This window comes from Sinisalibacter lacisalsi (assembly GCF_014640115.1).
Taxonomy (GTDB): Bacteria; Pseudomonadota; Alphaproteobacteria; order Rhodobacterales; family Rhodobacteraceae; genus Sinisalibacter; species Sinisalibacter lacisalsi.
Genome location: NZ_BMGI01000003.1, coordinates 137,550 through 152,357 on the forward strand (window position 1 = coordinate 137,550; position 14,808 = coordinate 152,357).

11 protein-coding genes are annotated in these 14,808 nt (G+C 67.3%); 4 read left to right on the plus strand and 7 right to left on the minus strand.

All coding sequences use genetic code 11. The features are described from left to right. Nucleotides 1–7: 7 nt before the first annotated feature. Both IEW01_RS10120 and IEW01_RS10125 read right to left on the minus strand, forming a co-directional pair. A complete protein-coding gene (locus IEW01_RS10120; protein ID WP_188527514.1) occupies nucleotides 8–3,754 on the minus strand; it encodes a translocation/assembly module TamB domain-containing protein in 3,747 nt (1,248 codons plus the stop codon). Next, nucleotides 3,751–5,553, minus strand: a complete 1,803-nt coding sequence (locus tag IEW01_RS10125; protein ID WP_188527515.1) for an autotransporter assembly complex protein TamA — start codon at nucleotides 5,551–5,553, stop codon at nucleotides 3,751–3,753. The genes IEW01_RS10120 and IEW01_RS10125 overlap by 4 nt, the downstream gene beginning before the upstream one ends. 282 nt (nucleotides 5,554–5,835) lie before the next feature. On the opposite strand from IEW01_RS10125, the gene IEW01_RS10130 reads away from it, so the two are divergent. From IEW01_RS10130 to IEW01_RS10140, 3 genes are read left to right on the plus strand one after another with little or no spacing between them, the layout of a single operon-like run. Next, the gene (locus IEW01_RS10130) at nucleotides 5,836–6,780 is read left to right on the plus strand and encodes a transketolase (protein WP_229738189.1); all 945 of its coding nucleotides are present in this window, start codon (nucleotides 5,836–5,838) and stop codon (nucleotides 6,778–6,780) included. Between the two features lie 11 nt (nucleotides 6,781–6,791). Next, nucleotides 6,792–7,796 carry a transketolase family protein gene (locus tag IEW01_RS10135; protein WP_188527517.1) on the plus strand — a complete coding sequence of 335 codons (1,005 nt, stop codon included), beginning with the start codon at nucleotides 6,792–6,794 and terminating at the stop codon, nucleotides 7,794–7,796. Next, nucleotides 7,796–8,926 (plus strand): RuBisCO large subunit C-terminal-like domain-containing protein, encoded by a 1,131-nt coding sequence (locus IEW01_RS10140; protein WP_188527518.1) that lies wholly within the window; start codon nucleotides 7,796–7,798, stop codon nucleotides 8,924–8,926. Before IEW01_RS10135 ends, IEW01_RS10140 begins: the two co-directional genes overlap by 1 nt. Before the next feature lie 57 nt (nucleotides 8,927–8,983). Here the strand turns inward: IEW01_RS10140 and IEW01_RS10145 are convergent, their stop codons facing one another. Further along, complete coding sequence (locus tag IEW01_RS10145; protein WP_188527519.1) at nucleotides 8,984–9,427, minus strand: RbsD/FucU family protein; 444 nt, start codon at nucleotides 9,425–9,427, stop codon at nucleotides 8,984–8,986. Nucleotides 9,428–9,498: 71 nt separating this feature from the next. Further along, nucleotides 9,499–10,134: a substrate-binding domain-containing protein gene (locus IEW01_RS10150; protein WP_229738190.1), complete on the minus strand. Its 636-nt coding sequence runs from the start codon at nucleotides 10,132–10,134 to the stop codon at nucleotides 9,499–9,501. Nucleotides 10,135–10,213: 79 nt separating this feature from the next. Here IEW01_RS10150 and IEW01_RS10155 point away from each other — a divergent pair, with 79 nt between their 5' ends. Further along, nucleotides 10,214–11,470, plus strand: a complete 1,257-nt coding sequence (locus IEW01_RS10155; RefSeq protein WP_188527500.1) for an IS110 family RNA-guided transposase — start codon at nucleotides 10,214–10,216, stop codon at nucleotides 11,468–11,470. Nucleotides 11,471–11,676: 206 nt separating this feature from the next. On the opposite strand, the gene IEW01_RS10160 is transcribed toward IEW01_RS10155, so the two are convergent. From IEW01_RS10160 to IEW01_RS10170, 3 genes are read right to left on the minus strand one after another with little or no spacing between them, the layout of a single operon-like run. Continuing rightward, nucleotides 11,677–12,165 carry a substrate-binding domain-containing protein gene (locus tag IEW01_RS10160; protein ID WP_229738192.1) on the minus strand — a complete coding sequence of 163 codons (489 nt, stop codon included), beginning with the start codon at nucleotides 12,163–12,165 and terminating at the stop codon, nucleotides 11,677–11,679. 32 nt (nucleotides 12,166–12,197) lie between these two features. Then, the gene (locus IEW01_RS10165; RefSeq protein WP_188527520.1) at nucleotides 12,198–13,202 is read right to left on the minus strand and encodes an ABC transporter permease; all 1,005 of its coding nucleotides are present in this window, start codon (nucleotides 13,200–13,202) and stop codon (nucleotides 12,198–12,200) included. 5 nt (nucleotides 13,203–13,207) lie between these two features. Then, a complete protein-coding gene (locus tag IEW01_RS10170) occupies nucleotides 13,208–14,719 on the minus strand; it encodes a sugar ABC transporter ATP-binding protein (RefSeq protein WP_229738194.1) in 1,512 nt (503 codons plus the stop codon). Nucleotides 14,720–14,808 lie beyond the last annotated feature (89 nt).

The window sequence follows — 14,808 nt, forward strand, 5'->3', positions numbered from 1 at the left end:
CGCGCGTTCAGTAGTCCTTCTCGAAGAACACCCCGAGCGCCGATCCGCCGCTGCCCGAAACCCGCCCTCGCGCGGTGATGTTGGGGGTGATCGTGAGGTTCAGGTTGATCTCGGCGTTGCCGTCCTGGCCCACCGTCACGTCGGTGTAGATGTTCTCGGTGATGTAGGTGCCCGCCCGCACCGCGGTGTTGCCCTCGGCGTCGGTGGTCACGTCGAGGTCATCGAGGCCGAAGCCCTGCCGCAGCCGGTCGACGGTGCCCGCGCCGCCCTGCCCGGCGAGCCTTGCCACGGCGCTGGCGAGCTTGAGCGCCTGGAACGGCGAAATCTGCTCGATCCCGCGCCCGAAAACGAGGCGGGCGAGGATCTCGTCTTCCGGCAGGTCGGGCGAGGAGGTGAAGCGCACATCCGGGTTCGAGGCCGGGCCTTCGAGCACGATCCGCACCAGCGCGCCGCTGGCCTCGGTTTCGGCAACGATCCGCAGGTAGGGGTCGAGGCTGCCCGCCAGCGTCACGGTGCCCTCGGTGAGCGCCAGCCGGTTTCCGAGAAGGTCGAGGCGTCCGCGGATGAGTTGAAAGCCGCCCTGGGCGATGACGTTGGCCGTGGTGCCGCCGATCCGCACCGAGCCGCCGAACTCGGCATCGAGGCCGCGGCCGCGCAGGAAGATCTGCGCCGGGGCGTCGATGGTCAAATCGAGGCCGAATGGCGCGGCCGTGCCCCCGCTGCCCTCGGCCAGAACACCGGCGCGGCGGCGGGTCGCGCGCACCGCCGCGGGTTCGCCGACGTGCTGAAGATCGGGCAGCGCGCCGTTCACGCCGAAGCCGCTTTCCGGCACGCGCAATTCGACCGCGCCGAAGGCAAGCCGCCCGGCGATCTGGCCGCCCCCGGTCAACGGCCCGGTCACCGCCACATCGCCGCTCACGTTGGTGTCGAACAGCGTCGGATCGGTCAGCCCCAGCCCGGCGAGCCGCAGCGTGAGATCGGCCGGGAAAGGGGCCGTGAGCGTGACAGGGCCGGAGACGGTGATCCGCCCGCCGGAGGAAGACGCCGCGTCGAGATCGAGCGTGGCGCGGCCGTTCGCGAGCCGGGCGGTGCCGTTGATCGGATCGAGCGACATGCGCAGGGTCGGGAGCGAAAGCCGGGCCTCCGCAGTCGAAACCTGCCCGGAGAGCGCGGCGAGGCTGTAGCCACCGTTGAGCCCGAGGTCGAAGCTGGCCATGCCGTTGATCTGTCGCGGTGCGATCATCGCGTTGGCGAGAGCGAGCGGCGCGCGCCCGGTCAAACCGAGCGCCGGATCGGTCCCGTCGGCCCCGAGGCTGCCGCGAACGGCAAGCACGGTGCCGCCCGGCCCGGAGCCGTCGCCGGTCACCTGCCAACGCCCGTCGGTCAGCACCGCTTCGCCCCTGGCATCGGCCGGGCCGGAAAGCCCGCCCACCAGCCGCCCGAGATCGCGCAGCCGGGCGGTGAGGGTGACCTGCGGCGCGCCGCCCTCGTCGCGCCCCGTTGCCGCGATGGTCAGCTCGCTGGTGGCAAGGTCCAGCTTTTCGAGCACGGCGATCCCTTCTTCCCGCCGGATCGAAAAAGCGAGATCGCTGCTTCCGGCGATCAGGTCGTCGAGCGTGGCGATCCCGAGCGCGAGGTCGCGCCCCACCGCCGTGCCGGACAGGTCGAAATCCCCGCTTTGCGGCGCAAATCCGCCCTCGGTCTCGAGCGTCAGGCCGCCGCTCAGGCTCTGACCGGCAAGCCCGGAATAGGGCCGGAGGTTCCCGATTTCCGCGCTCAAGCTTGCGTTCACGGTCTCGAGCCCGGCGCGGGCGTTGCGCAGAATGCCCGAGGCGCTGGCGCGCGCGTCGCCCGGCGCGGTGGCGTCGAGTTCAAAGGCCCAGCTCGGCCCGGATTGCTGCGCCGTGGCGTTGAGCACCACGCGGCCGTCGAGCCCTTCGGCAAGCCGGGTCGCGTCGGCGATCTCCAACCGGGCCGCCACGCGGCTCGCCTCGGTCTTGAGCGTTGCGTCGCCTTCGGCGCGGGCATGGTCGGAGACGATGGTGAACCGTTCGATCCGGGTGCCATCGGCATCGCGCACGGTGTCAATCTCCAGCCTGCTCGGCCCGGCAAACACCCGATCGAGACGGGGCTCGCCGACCCCGATATCCCGGGCGGTGCCGCGAATGGCCAGATCGAACGGACCGCCGGGCAGGGCCGCGTTGCCGCTGATGTCGAGCCGGGCCTGACCGCTGAGCGCCTGCCCGGTGAGGGCTGCGAAACGAGCGATATCGTTGGCGCGCAGGGTGAGATCACCTTGGGCGAGCAGGTCAAGCCGGGTCGTGTCGATGTCGAGCGAGAGCGCGCCGCTCAGTCCGTAATCCTCGCCTTCGAGCCGGAGCGCGCTGAGCCTCAGGGGCGCACTGCCGCTCTTGAGGAAGCGCGTTTCCCCGATGATCTCTTCCCCGAGCGCCTGAGACACGCCCGCATCGGCCGCATCCAGACCACGGGCGGAGAAATCGACCCTGCCCGAGACGCGTGGCGCGCGATCCGCGCCGCCGGCGAACAGGCTGCCTGTCCCGCGCAACTCGATGGCGGTGGCGGAGATTTCGGGGCGGTCAAGCCCGGTCAGGGTGAGCGCGCCGCGCCAATCATCGCTCTTGCGCGCGTCGAAACTGAAGGCGAGATCCACCTCGGTTGCGCGCGTCGTGGTGTCGAGCGGCAGGCGCACGGGGGTGCCATCCTCGTTTTCGATCCGTCCCTCGAGGTTCAGCTTCAGCGGCCAGCCGCCGGGGCGCAGCACCGCGTCGCCCGAGAGCGACATCGCCCCGGTATCGAGCGCGAAGGCGGCGATCTCGGTCAGGCCGTTGCCCCGCCGCAGCCCGTCGAGCGCGAGGCGCACGTCGGTGCCGAAGAAAGCGCGCGCGTCGGGCTTGAGAAGCACCGAGGGGTCGCCGGAAAGCGCTGCCCGGAAGGCGATGTCGTCGGGCATGGGGCCGGGGCGCAGCGCCACCTCGCCGCCGAGGCGCTCGGAGCCGTCGGTGGCGAGCGCGATGGTGGCGTTGAAGTCGTCGATCGGCCCGGTGCCGCCGATCTCGAGGTCAAGCGGGATGCCGCCCTCCAGCCCGATCAGCCCGGCGGCGATCCCGCCCGGCCCCTCGTTCAGCGACAGGTCGAGCGTGAGGTTGCGGGTTTCGTTGGCATAGGCCCCTTCGAGCCGCAACAGGCCCGATGTCCCGTCGATCCGCTCGATGGTGAACAGCGCCTCGCCGGCGCCGCCTTGGAGCTGCCCGCTGCCTTCGAGCTGCACCACGGCCGGGGTGCCGAGCAGGTCTTCGCCCAGCACCACCCGCGTTGCGGTGACCCGCCCGATCTGGATGCTCACCGGCAGTTCCGGCAGGGCGAAGTCCGAGGCTTCGGCCTGCGGTCCGTCCGATATCGCGGAAGGCTGGCGCAGGATCTCGATCTCGCGCGCGGAGAGCGTTTCGATCTCCAGCCGCCCGGTGAGCAGGGCGGAGCGGGTCCAGTCAAGCACCGCGCCGCGCAGGATGAACCAGACGCCGTCGTCATCGGCGATGGTGATCTCGTCGATCGTCGCCTGCGCGCTCAGTGCCCCGGCAAAGCCGCGCACCTGAACCTCCCGGCCTGCCGCCGACAGGTTGTCTTCGAGCCAGCCTTCGAGAAAGCCCGGCCCGTCGGACACCGTCTCCTGCGCCCGGAGCGGCAGGGCGGTGACGGTCAGGACAACGGCGAGGAGGGCGATGAGGCGTGTCAAAACGATTGTCCGATCCCGACATAGAACTGCACGCCCGCGCCGCCCGGCCCGCTAACGGGGAGCGCCACGTCGAGCCGGACCGGGCCGATCCCGGTGTAATATCGCAGGCCAACGCCGGCCCCGACTTGCCAATTGCTGCTGGCGTCGAAGAACTTGTCGGCCCCGAGGTGGCCGGCATCGACGAAGGCGGCGGCGCCGAAGGTCTCGCTCACCCGGTAGCGAAGTTCGCCCGAGAGGCCGAGGAAGGCGCGGCCGCCGACGATGGTGCCGCCGCCGAGATCGATCCCGAGCGACTGGTAGGGAAAGCCCCGCACCGAGCCGCCGCCGCCGGAGAAGAAGAGATAATCCGGCGGCACCGCGGCGGCGCCGGCACCGACAACCGACCCGACCAGCGCCCGCCCGGCGAAGACGAAGCGATCGTCGTCGCCGAAGCCGCGATAGGCCCGGGCATCGAGCCAGCCGCGCGCGCCCCAGGCACCGCCTTCGAGATCATGGAACGGTTCGACCTCGGCGTTGATAAAGGCACCCCGCGAGGGATCGAGCGCGTCGTTGCGCCCGTCCCACGTCAATTCCGCCGGCAACGAGACCATCGAGAATCGCCGCGTCCCGAGATCGTCGTCGGTTATGGTGTAGCGATAGGCGGCACCGATCTCGCCTTCGAGCCGGTCGGTGAAGTAGCGATGCACGCCGACCGTTCCGCCGCCCTGCAGCAGCCGGTAGGCCGGTTCGTCCTGATAGGCCACGCTGGCGAAAACGAAGGCATCGGTATCGGTGCCGAAGGCGGCGGGCACGTCGAGCCGGGCCGAGAGTGACGCGTCCATGCCGGCGATGGTGCCGTCGATTCCCGACACCTCGGCGTCGACCCGGAAACGCTCCGCGCCGCCGAACAGGTTGCGGTGCAGCCAGAAGCCCGAAAGCGTGGCGCCTTCGAGCGACGAAATCTCGGCCCCGAAGCCGAAGCGGCGCGGTTTCTGGTCGGCCAGCGCGAGGTCGATGTCCATGCTGTCGCCCGGCCCGAGATCATCCGCTTCGCTGAGCGCGACGGACGCGAAGGCGCCGGTGCGGCGCAGCCGGTTCGCCACCCGGTCGAGTGTGTCGGGTGAGAAGGTTTCGCCCGTCGGCAAGCCCGCGATCCGCGCGATCCGCTCGGCGCGCACGGCGGAGGGGTTGGTTTGCCGCAAGGCGCCGAAGCGCACCAATGGCCCGGGCGCGAGGCGGATATCGGCGTCGAGCGTGGCGTTGGGGTGATTGGCGACAAGCCTTTGCCCGGCCACATCGGCCTTGGCGTGGCCCGCGTCGCGCCAATCGGAAACCCCGGCTTCGACAGCCGAGCGAATCGTCGTGCTGCGTGCCGGCGCGCCGCGTTCGAAGCCCGCGACGGGCCGCGACTCGCGCGGCAGGGGGGCGACCCGGGCGGTGTTGAAGCGAAATTGCGGTCCGGGCTCGACCCGGACGGTGACGCGCGAGATCCTGTCGGGCACGGCAAAGGCTGCGATGCCGGCCGCCTCCTTGCCGTCGATCAGGATATTGATCACGCCGCCATAATGCCCGGCAGCATAGAGCGCATCCAACAACCGCCCGTAATCGGCAAGCGCCGCCGACAACACGTCGCGCGGATCGCTCTGCCCATTGGTCTCCAGGCCACCGAGTAGCGATGCGTTGCGCAATGCGCCGGCCAGCGCCTTGTCGCCGCCGCGCAGGTCGAAATCGACGCGATCCAGCGCAAGGCCAAGCCCCGGCGCAATGAGCCCCGCCAGCGCCAGCAGCGCGAGCCTGATGGATTTCCCCCGATGGGCCATGCCCTTACCTCGTGCACGAGCAGCTGTGCGATGCGGCGAACCTATGCGCCATCTCGTGATTCTAACACGCGGTGTCGCAGTTACCAGTGCCGCTGCGGGTTTGGGCGGTCACGCGACAAGCTCCGCCGATGCAGGCCCGGCGTGGGGTTTTGCGCGGTGCCGTGTCGATATCGCGCGGGGCGCTTCAGGATGGCGAAAAATCATTTGTCAAATATGGCTGACATATGTAATTTGAGTGCGAACCTGATGAATATCCCATGGACAGAACGGGAGAAGACGGCCGTGCCCAGCCAAGCCCCCCTCCAGAACGAGAAGACCACCGAGGAAATCGCCCTCGGCGTGCGGCGTCGGGTGTTCGAACACACCATCCGCAACAACGGCGGCTATCTCAGCCAGGCCTGTTCCTCGGCCGAGCAACTCGCCTTTCTCTACAACGAAGCCCTTCACCTCGGGCAGCCGACGATGCCGATGATTCCGCCGCCCTTCGGCGGGGTGCCCTCGGCGGACAATCCCGATTACGTCACCGGCGCGGGCTACAACGGCCCGTTCGAGCCGCAGTATGACCGACTGTTCATCGCGCCCGCGCATTACGCGCTGGTGGCCTATGCCACGTTGATCGAAACCGGCCGCATGGCGCCCGAAGGGCTGGAGATGTTCAACAAGGATGGCTCGTCGGTCGAGATGATCGGCGCCGAGCATTCGCCCGGTATGGAGGTGCACAACGGCACGCTCGGGATCGGCCTGTCTACCGGCGCCGGGCTTGCCTGGGGCCGCAAGCGCAAGGGCGAGCCGGGCGAGGTTTGCGTGTTCATGTCCGACGGCGAGGTGCAGGAGGGCCAGACCTGGGAAGCGGTGCAGGCCGCCGCCCACCACGGTATCGACAATCTCTGGGCGATCATGGACGTGAACCGCCAGCAATGCGACGGCGCGATGGACGAGGTGATGCAGGTGGGCGACATCCGCCAGAAGTTCATCGACTTCGGCGCGCATTGCGTCGAGATCGACGGGCACGACCTCGAGGCGATGCGGCAGGCCAGGGCCGAGAACCACGAGGGCAAGCCGCTCATAATCCTCGCCTACACCTCGCCCACCAAGGGGATGCCGATCCTCGAGCGGCGCTTCCCGCGCCTGCATTACGTGCGCTTCAAGTCGGAAGACGAACGCGCAGAATACAACCAGGCGATCGCGGCCGACCTCGGCATCGCGCCGGTCGACTACGCGCATTGAGGAGAGAGATCATGGTCGAAATGGTCGCACGCCCCTACGCCGCCGCTTTCGAGGCTTACGCGGTTCAGCACCCCGAGGTCATCGCGCTGTCGGCCGACCTGACCTCTTCGGTCGAGATCGACGGTTTCCGCGATCGCCACCCCGAGCAATTCCTGTCGATGGGGATGGCCGAGCAGAACATGCTGTCCTTCGCCGGCGGCATGGGGCTCGCGGGCTACCGCCCCTTCATTCACACCTTCGGCGTGTTTCTCTACCGCCGCCCCTATGACCAACTCATGGCTTCCATCGCCTATCCGCGCCGCAAGGTGCGGCTGATGGGCTTCCTGCCGGGCATCACCACGCCGGGGGGCATGACCCACCAGGCGATCGAGGATATCTCGGTGATGCGCTCGATCCCCAACATGACAGTGCTCGAAACCGGCGATGCCACCGAGGTTGAGGGCATCGTGGAAGCCGCCGACTCGATCGACGGCCCGGTCTATTGCCGGGTGCTGCGCGGTTCCGTGCCGCGTCTGTTCGACAGCCCGCTCAAGGTGGGCGAGATGCGCGTGCTCGCGGAAGGCACCGACGTTCTGGTGATCACCGCCGGGATCACCACCGAGGAGGCGATCCGGGCGCGCGGGGCGCTCGACAAGGCCGGCGTTTCTGTGCGGCACCTGCACCTGAACACGCTCAAGCCCTTCGATGCCGAGGCCATCGTGGCCCATGCCGCGAGCGTGAAGCACGGCGTGGTGACGCTTGAAAACCACCTCGTCGCCGGCGGGATCGGCTCGATGACGGCCGAGGCGCTGGCCGATGCCGGGCTTGGCAAGAAGCTGATCCGGCTCGGGTTGCAAGACACCTACGCCCACGGCGGCTCGCGCCCCTACCTGATGAATTACTACGGGCTCGACGCCATCGCGCTGGTGCGCGGAATCGAGCGGCTCATGGGGATTGAAACCGGGATCGACGAAGGCGCGCTGGAGGCGGTGCGGGTCGATGCGGTGCACTCCAGCGTCAAGGCCGAGGCGCTCTGATGGCGCGGTTCTCGGTCACCTACCGGGTCTTCGCCGGTGATGCCGCCGAGGCCCGCGCGCGCGCCGAGGCGATCGCGCTGGAGCAAACCGTGGAAGTGCCGCGCGACGTGGTGCCCGAGGGCCTCATCGCCGACGAGATCGTCGGGCAGATCGAGGAGATCGGCACCGAGGGCGAGGGGCGGTTCCGCGCCACCATCTCCTACAGCCCCGAGAGCGCCGGGCACGAGATGACGCAGTTTCTCAACGTCATCTTCGGCAATTCCTCGATCCAGAAGGGCCTCAAGGTGATCGGGATCGACCCGGGCGCCGAGATGCTGGCACGCCACCCCGGGCCGCGCTTCGGGATCGAGGGTATCCGCGCGCTGGTTGGGCGGCCGAAGGGCGGCATGATCGCCCCGGTGCTGAAGCCCCAGGGGCTTGATGCGGATGCGCTGGCGCGGATCGGCTATCTCTGTGCCCGCGCCGGTGCCGACGTGGTGAAGGAAGATCACGGCATCACCGACCAGGCCACCGCGCCGTTCCGCGAGCGGGTGGAAAAAACCGCCGCCGCCGTGGCCCGCGCCAATGCCGAAACCGGGGGGCATTCGCTCTATTTCCCGTCGCTCGCCGGGCAGCCGCAGGAGATCGAGACAAACATCCGTTTCGCAAAGGAAGCCGGCGCCGATGGCCTCCTCATCATGCCCGGCCTGCTGGGCTTCGGCGTGGTCGACCGGATCGCGCGCGACGAGAGCCTTTCGATGCCGATCATGACCCACCCGTCGTTCCTCGGGCCGTTCGTTCTGTCGGATGACACCGGCTTCAGCCACGGGATGATGTTCGGCACGCTCCAGCGCCTCGCGGGGGCCGATATCTCGGTGTTTCCCAACGTCGGGGGGCGGTTCGGTTTCAGCGCCGAAGAATGTGGCGAGATCGCCGACGCCTGCCGCGCGCCGGACGGACCGGGCCGGGCGATGCTGCCGAGCCCCGGCGGCGGCATGAGCGTGGAGCGCGCCGCCGGCATGGCCTCGATGTATGGCGAAGACGTTGTCTACCTGCTCGGCGGCAGCCTGTTGCGGCTGGGCGAAGATATCGGCGAGGGCATCAACGCCATGCGCGCCGCGCTCGATGCGGCGGAAGCCGCCCAAGGCTGAGAGCCAGCCTCGGGCCGAGGGCGGGTTTCACATCCCCACCCGCCCTGCGCAAGGGAGTCAGAAAATGACCCCCTTGCGCAGAATGAAGCAGCCAAAGGCCCGCGTCTCGGTGCAGCGCACCACGCCAAAACCCTCCCGCGCCCGGGCATAGAACGCCTGACGTTCCAGCGAGCCGATCGCGCCGCCTTCGGGCATCTCGCGCGTCATGATCGCGATGGCTTCGGCGTGCACCGGGTCGGGCTTCGCGCCCTCGCCGTCGCGTTCCATCCAGAAGCCGCCTTCCGGCACCAGGTGGTCGAGTGGCAACAGCGCGCAGATCAGCTCGATCGCGTTCGGCGCGGTGAAGCCGGGCAGTTCGACCAACTGGCCTGAAATCGTATCGGCTGCGGTGGCATGGGCGGGGAAGTTGCAGTCGACCACCGCGATCTCGTCGCCATGGCCCATGCGCATCAGCACGTCGAGCAGATCGGCGGTCATGCGCGGGTCTATTCCCTTCAGCATCGTCTGTCCTCCAAATGAAAAGGGGGCCGGTGCACTAGCGCCGGCCCCCTGTCGTTGTCCACTATGCGCGATCAGCGGGCCGGAAGCGGCATCCACTCGGGCACGACCACGTCGGCATGGGCGAAGGCGGGGAGCTTGGCCCCCAGTTCTTCCATGTTGGTGATCTCCAGCTCGTTGAGCATGGACTGGGTGATCAGCGTCGGCGGCACGATCACGCTCGCGCCCGGATCTTCACCGGCCAGCAGCATCGCCAGCGTGCGCACCGAAACCTCGCCCACAACCGCCGGGTTGGTGGCGGCGGTGGCTTTCCACGAGGAGCCCGGCTCGCGCATCATCGCGATATCGGCGGTGGAAACGTCGGCCGAGTAGATCGACACCTGGTCCGACATCCCGGCTTCGTCCACGGCGATCTTCACGCCCTTGGCGAACTCGTCGTAGGGGGCGAACATCACGGTGATGTTGGGGTTGGCCGAAAGCACGGCGCGGGCCTGGTTGGCGACCGAGTTGGCGATTGGGTTGTCGAGGGTGCCGAACATCGCCACCTCATTGATCCCCGGGTTGGCTTCCTTGACGCCCACCCAGGTTTCGTCGCGCCGGTCGAGCGGCGCGATGCCGGGCACGTAGACGTAACCGGCGACGAACTCGTTGCCGTAGCACGTCGGGAACAGGCGCTGCCGACAGGTTATGGCCGCGCGCGCAGCCTCCACATTGCGCAGCGGGTGGCCATAACCGGGTCTCAGGTCTCAACAGTGGTTTTGCTGAACCACACCGCTGAGGAGACCGGCTATGACCGTCCACCATACTACCGCCGCGACCGTTCTGGTCGCCATCGACATTTCCAAGCACCGCCACGAGGTACTGATCGCTGTTCCGGGGAAGAAGCGCCGCCGTCGTTTGACGGTTATGAATACCCTGGAGGACTTCCAGCGCCTCTCCACGGCCCTTGCCAGCTACGACCTGCCGGTTCGGATCGGGTTTGAGGCGACCGGCAATTATCACAGGCCCCTCGCGCATCATCTCGGACAGCTCGGGTTCGAGTTGAAGCTGGTGTCGTCCGTCGGATTGGCCCGGACGCGCGAGGCGCTGCACAACAGCTGGGACAAGAATGACCCGAAGGATGCTCAGGTCATCCTGCACATGCTGGAGATCGGCGCGGTGCAGTTCTTCCATGACCCGCTGGCGTCCGGCACCGCCGACATCCAGGAGCTGTCGAAGACCCACGAGATCGTCTCGCGGTCGAAGACCGAGCTGTGGCACCGCATCCTGACGCATTACCTGCCGCTCTACTTCCCAGAGGCCGAACGGTTTCATCGCAGCTCGCGAACCGACTGGTTCCTGGCGTTCCTTGAGAAGTATCCAACGCCGATGATGATCACGACCATGGGCCGGGACGCCTTCATCGCTGATGCCTGGCAGGTGGTTGGCAAGAAGGTCTCCAAAGAGCGCCTGCTTTCAGATATTTACGCCACTGCCGTCGACTCTGTCGGACTACCGGTGGATCCGGATTCCGACGCTGTCCGCATGTTTCGTCTCGTTCTCGCCGAAGGGCGGAGCCTTGTCCGCCAGCGCAACGAGATTGAGGCCCGGGCGGTCGAGTTGCTCTCCGATCTGCCTGACTACCAGTTGCTGACAACCATTCCCGGCATCGGTCCAATCAACGCCATGACCATCCTGGCCGAAGCAGGCGACCTGCGTCGGTTCCGACATCACCGGCAGTTCCTGAAGTTCTGCGGCATGGACCTTGCCACGGTTCAGTCCGGCATGTTCCGCGGCCAGAGCCGCATCTCGAAGTACGGCAATGCCCGCCTGCGTCGTACGCTCTGGATGGCCGGCCAGACAGCCGTTCTCAAGCGGACCAACAGCTTCCGCGACAAATTCGAACGATACATCTCGAAGGATCGACATAACGCCCATCTGCGCCGCAAGGCTTACACCGCTATCGCGGCAAAGATGGCGCGCACAGTACACGCCGTGGTCAAAAACGGCGAACCCTATCGCCCCTTCTTTGAGGGGGTGAGCCCAGGCGGAAGGACCTCTCTCTGACATGAGCCGTGGAGGCAGGCATCTGACCTCGTAGATAATGTTCGGGCCTTCTGCTTGGGATTTGGGATCTCGTATTAAGGACGGTGAGGGCCGCCGCTGCGCGTACCCTGTGTTTGCTATGGAAGAGATCATTTCTTGACGGCAGAGCCCGTCTGGGCAACCTTATCACGGTATCCGGACAGCCGGATGCCACACGACCTGCTGACCTAAGCAGCCAGATGTTCCCGACATAGGACGTTGTCTTCAAGCGCCGCTTCGAGGGCGAGGCGGGCGAGGTCGCGGTCGGATTGCTCGACCTGCGGGATCGCGTCGTTCTCGACGTCGACGTCGAAGGCGACAACCTTGATGCCGGCATCCACCGCGCGCTGGGCGGCTTCGCGCATCGACTCGGTGAGGCCGTGCTGGATGATGATGCCGTCAACGCCGAGGGCGATGGCCTGGTCGACCATGTCGGCCTGCAGGGCGGCGTCCTGGCGGCTGTCGAACACCCGCAGGTCGACGCCGATGGCCTCGGCCTGCTTTTCCACGCCCGAGAGATAGGCCTGGAAGAAGTCGCCGGTCGAAAGGTAGCGCACGAGCGCGATCTTCACGTCGCCGGGGTTGTCGAAGGGGGCCGGCATATCAGCCGCGAAGCCCGCGGTGGGGATCATCGCGGCTGCCGCGAGCAGGCCGGTAAAGGTACGTCTGGAGATCATGGTTTCCTCCCTATTCTCCGAGTGAAGTGCCGTCAGATGCGTCCCCGGCCAGAGCGGCCGGAAAGCGCGAAGGTGAACATCAGGGCCACGACGAGCACGGCGCCCTTGATGAAATCCTGCGTGTAGTAGGGGGCGTTCAGCATGGTGAGGCCCTGCAGGAGGATGCCAACGAACAGCGCGCCGATAGCGGTGCCGAAGGCGTTGGGTTTCGAAGCGCCGAGCACGGCGAAGCCGATCAGGGCGGCGGCGACCGAGTCGAGCAGAAGGTTGTTGCCCGAGGCCACGTCGCCGCGCCCGAGGCGGGCGGCCAGCAGAACACCGCCAACCGAGGCGAGCGTGCCCGAGATCATGTAGGCGATGATCTTGTAGCGGTTGACGTTGGTGCCCGCGAGGCTGGCGGCCTGCGCGTTGGAGCCGATCGCATACATCAGCCGGCCGTGGCGGGTGAGTTCGAGAAACACCCAGACCAGGATGGCGATGACGATGAGGAAGACCACCGAGAGCGGCACGAGATCGCCGATCCGGTGGCGGCCGAGCATCAGGAAGGCCTGCGAGAACGTGCCGTCCGCGATGGTGCCGTCGGGCAGGGCCATGCCGGTGGAAATCGAGCGGCCCTCGGTGGGGATGCGCTGCGCGCCGATGAGGAGAAACATCATCCCGAGCGTCGCCAGCAGGTCGGGCACGCGCATCTTCACGATCAGCACGCCGTTGAGGAAGCCGACGAAGGCGCCCATCATCAGGCTGAAGGTGACGGCCCAGAAGGCGTTCATCTCCCACACCACCATCACGTAGGACGACAGCATCAGCGCCGAGGTGGCCACCGCGCCGATCGAAAGGTCGAACCCGCCGACCACGAGTGTCGAGGTGACGCCGAGCGCGAGGATGCCGGTGATCGCCACCGATTGCAGGATGAAGACGGCGGAGAACGGGGTGAGGAAGCCCTCGGCGGTGATGCTGAAAAACACGATCAGCCCCGCCATCAGCGCGAGGAAGCCGAACTTGATGGCGAGATCAATGGCGGTGTTGGCTTGTTTCATCTGGTTCACTGTCCTGCTGCCCGTGCCGTTGCCGCGTCGACCACCTCGGCCATGATCGCGGAAACGTCGATATTTTCGTTGCGGTGGTCGCCGACCACGGAATGCTCGCTCATCACCAGGATGCGGTCGGCCACTTCCAGCGCCTCGTCGAGCTCGGCGACGAAAACGATGGTGCCGCGCGATGGTGCGGTTTCGCGGATCTTGCGCCCGATGTCGCGCCGGGCCTGGATGTCGACGCCCTGGAAGGGCTCGTCGAGGATCAGCAGCCGCGAGGCCTCGGCCATCCAGCGTGCCACCATCACCTTTTGCTGGTTGCCGCCCGAAAGCGTCAGGATGCCATCATCCGCGCCCTGGCAGATCACGCCCATGTCGGCGATCATCTTCCGGGCCGTGGCCCGCTCGGAGCGGAACGACAGGAACGAGCCGCGCGAATGGCGCCGGGTGAAGGGCAGGGTGATGTTCTCGGTGATGTCGAAGTCCGTCACCACCGCGTTCACCAGCCGGTCCCTCGGGCACATGAACACCCCGGCCCGGATCGCCTCGCGGGCGTTGGCGGGCAGGTGCGGCCCGCCGTCGAGCCGCATCGTGCCGGCGACCGGCGGCTGCAGCCCGAACAGAACGGAGGCGAAGGTGGATTTGCCGCTGCCGACGAGCCCGGCCACCGCGATGACCTCGTTTTCGTGCGCGGTGATCGAGAACGGCGCGGCGCCTTCGCGCAGCACGAGATCCTTTATTTCCATCACCGGCCTGCCGCGCTCGGGCACCCGGATATCGACCTCGGTCATCTCGTGGCCGAGCATCGCGCGCACCGCGCCGGAATAGTCGAGCGGCTTTTCGTCGAAGGCGCCGACGATCCGGCCATCGCGCATCGACAGGATGCGATCGGCAAGGCGGCGAATGTCCGACATCCGGTGCGAAATGTAGAGAATCGCAACGCCCCGTTCACGCAGCATCTCGATCAGGTCGAACAGACGGTCGGCCTCGACCGCGGAGAGCGACGAGGTGGGCTCGTCGAGGATGAGCATCTTCGGCGCATGGGCCATCGCGCGCGCGATCGACACCAGCTGGCGGTCTGCAAGCGTGAGGTCGGCGACCGGCCGGGTCACGTCGATCTCGAGCCCGACGGCGGCGGCGATCTCGCGCGCCCGGGCGCGCATCTCGCGCCGCTTGAGGAAGGTGCCCGAGCCGCTCGCCAGCGTGTCGAGCAGGAGGTTGGAGGCCACGTCGAGATCGGGCACCACGCCGTCGTTGATGTTCTGGTGCACCGTCACCACGCCCGCGCGCAGCGCCTCGGATGGCGTGGCCGGGGCGAAGGGCGCGCCGTCGAGCCGCACTTCGCCGCCATCGGCCGAATGCACGCCGCAGAGCACCTTCACCAGCGTCGATTTGCCCGCGCCGTTCGCGCCCATGAGTACGGTCACCTGGCCGGCCGGAATATCGAGATCAATCCCGCGCAGAACCTGGTTCTGGCCGAAAGCCTTTCGCACGTCTGACAGCTGTATTGCCGGTTCGCCCACGTTCATTTCTCCTCCACTGCGGGGCAGGCTATCCCTCGAAACTTCCAAATGTCAATACAATTTGACAAATGGATGAAAAGGCGAAATTC

Coding starts and splice junctions, on each gene's coding strand:
- IEW01_RS10125 (WP_188527515.1), bottom strand. CDS start 5,553: ATGGCCCATCGGGGGAAATCCATCAGGCTCGCGCTGCTGGCGCTGGCG.
- IEW01_RS10135 (WP_188527517.1), top strand. CDS start 6,792: ATGGTCGAAATGGTCGCACGCCCCTACGCCGCCGCTTTCGAGGCTTAC.
- IEW01_RS10140 (WP_188527518.1), top strand. CDS start 7,796: ATGGCGCGGTTCTCGGTCACCTACCGGGTCTTCGCCGGTGATGCCGCC.
- IEW01_RS10145 (WP_188527519.1), bottom strand. CDS start 9,427: ATGCTGAAGGGAATAGACCCGCGCATGACCGCCGATCTGCTCGACGTG.
- IEW01_RS10155 (WP_188527500.1), top strand. CDS start 10,214: ATGACCGTCCACCATACTACCGCCGCGACCGTTCTGGTCGCCATCGAC.
- IEW01_RS10160 (WP_229738192.1), bottom strand. CDS start 12,165: ATGATCTCCAGACGTACCTTTACCGGCCTGCTCGCGGCAGCCGCGATG.
- IEW01_RS10165 (WP_188527520.1), bottom strand. CDS start 13,202: ATGAAACAAGCCAACACCGCCATTGATCTCGCCATCAAGTTCGGCTTC.